Below are 2,356 nucleotides of genomic sequence, written 5' to 3' on the forward strand. Positions count from 1 at the left end.
GCCCACCGTGCGCCGAACCGGCCCGCGAACGAGGCGGGCGCGACCGAGAGCGGAGCGACATGAACCCGACCGAGAAAGACACCCCGCGCGACGACATCGACGTCTTCCTGCCCGGCGACCTGCCCCTGCTGCCCCTGCGGGACATCGTGGTCTTCCCCTACATGGTGACCCCCCTGCTGGTGGGGCGTCCCCGTTCGGTGGCCGCGGTCGAGGCGGCCATGGAGCGCGACAAGTACCTCTGCGTCATCGCGCAGAAGGAGCCCGACACCGAGGAGCCCGGGCCGGACGACCTCTTCCGGGTCGGCACGGTCATCAAGGTGCTGCAGATCATCCGCACGCCGGACGACACCCTGAAGATCCTGGTCGAGGGCGTGGCGCGGGTCCACGTGCGCGAGCTGGCGGAGGGCGACGGCTATCTCGAGGCGTCGGTGGATCCGGCCGAGGAGATCCTGAGCGAGGGCTCGGAGATCGAGGCCCTGAGCCGCTCGATCAAGGAGCGTTTCAAGGAGTACGTGCGGCTCAACAAGCGCCTGCCGGACGAGGTGCTGCTCTCGGTGCTGAACCTCGACGAGATCGGCCGCATGGCCGATTCCATCAGCGCCTACATCCTGGGCAAGGTGCCGCTGAAGCAGGAGCTCCTGGAGGAGCCCTCCCTCGAGCATCGCCTGCGGCGCATCAACCAGATCCTGGCCAACGAGCTGGACATCCTGGAGATCGAGCAGCGCATCGACGGCGAGGTGCAGACCCAGGTCCAGCGCAACCAGCGCGAGTTCTACCTGAACGAGCAGCTGCGGGCGATCCGCAAGGAGCTCGGCTACACCGCCGACGAGGACTCCGAGCTGGAGGAGTACCACAAGAAGATCGAGGAAAGCGCCATGAGCGACGAGGCCCACGAGACGGCCCACCGCGAGCTGGCCCGCCTCGAGCGCATGTCGCCGATGAGCCCCGAGGCCACGGTCGTGCGCAACTACCTCGACACGCTGCTGGCCCTGCCCTGGAAGAAGAAGTCGCGCGACCGCATCGACACCCGCAAGGTGCGCGAGCGCCTCGACGCCGACCACTTCGGCCTCGACAAGGTGAAGGAGCGCATCCTCGAGTTCCTCGCGGTCTACAAGCTGACGAAGAAGCCCCAGGGCACGATCCTCTGCCTGGTCGGCCCGCCGGGCGTGGGCAAGACGAGCCTCGGCCGCAGCATCGCCGAGAGCATGAACAAGAAGTTCGTGCGCATCAGCCTCGGCGGCGTGCGCGACGAGTCCGAGATCCGCGGCCACCGGCGCACCTACATCGGGTCCAAGCCGGGTCGCATCATCGAGTCCCTGCGCAAGGCGGGCACCCGCAACCCCGTCTTCCTGCTCGACGAGATCGACAAGATGGGCAACGACTTCCGCGGCGATCCGGCCAGCGCCCTGCTCGAGGTCCTCGACCCGGAACAGAACTCGTCCTTCAGCGACCACTACCTCGAGGTCGAGTTCGACCTGAGCAACGTCATGTTCATCACCACGGCCAACAGCCTGCACACGATCCCGCCGGCCCTCGAGGACCGCATGGAGATCATCCGGCTGCCGGGCTATCTCGAGCACGAGAAGCTGGCCATCGCCGAGCGCTTCCTGGCCCCGCGCCAGATGCGGCGCAACGGCGTCCTGAAGTGGGCGGGCGGCTTCGAGCGGGGCGCCTTCCAGACCCTCATCGACGGCTACACGCGGGAGGCCGGCGTGCGCAACCTCGAACGCGAGATCGCCGGCATCTGCCGCAAGGTGGCCAAGATCAAGGCCGACGACGGCAGCTTCCCCGGCCCGGTCACGGCCGCAAACGTGTCCGACTACCTGGGCATTCCCAAGTTCCGGCGCCGGATCGTCGACCGCGAACCGGAGATCGGCGTCGTCGTGGGACTGGCCTGGACCACCGTCGGCGGCGAGATCCTCGAGATCGAGGTGGCCTCGGTCCCCGGCAGCGGCAAGATCACGATCACCGGCAACCTGAAGGACGTCATGAAGGAGTCGGCGGAGACCGCCCTCAGCTACGCGCGGGGCCTGTGTCGCGACATGTCGGCCAAGTGGTTCAAGGAGAAGCAGATCCACATCCACGTGCCGGAGGGGGCGATCCCCAAGGACGGCCCCAGCGCCGGCATCGCCATGGCCACGGCCATCGTCTCGCTCCTGCGCGAAGTGCCGGTCCGGACCGACGTCGCCATGACCGGCGAGATCACCCTGCGCGGTCGGGTGCTGCCCATCGGCGGCCTGCCCGAGAAGGCCGTGGCCGCGGTGCGCGCCGGGGCGCGGCACCTGATCATCCCCAAGGAGAACGAAAAGGACTGGCACGAGTTGGCCGAGGAGACCCGCAGCCAGCTCGAGGTGCA

Annotated in this window: 1 protein-coding gene; it reads left to right on the forward strand. The window is 68.1% G+C overall.

Translation table 11 applies throughout. The features are described from left to right. Nucleotides 1-59: 59 nt before the first annotated feature. A partial coding sequence (gene lon / locus KDM41_14560; GenBank protein ID MCB1184649.1) for an endopeptidase La occupies nucleotides 60-2,356 on the forward strand: 2,297 nt, incomplete at its 3' end.

The sequence above is a fragment of the bacterium genome (assembly GCA_020440705.1).
Taxonomy (GTDB): domain Bacteria; phylum Krumholzibacteriota; class Krumholzibacteriia; order LZORAL124-64-63; family LZORAL124-64-63; genus JAGRNP01.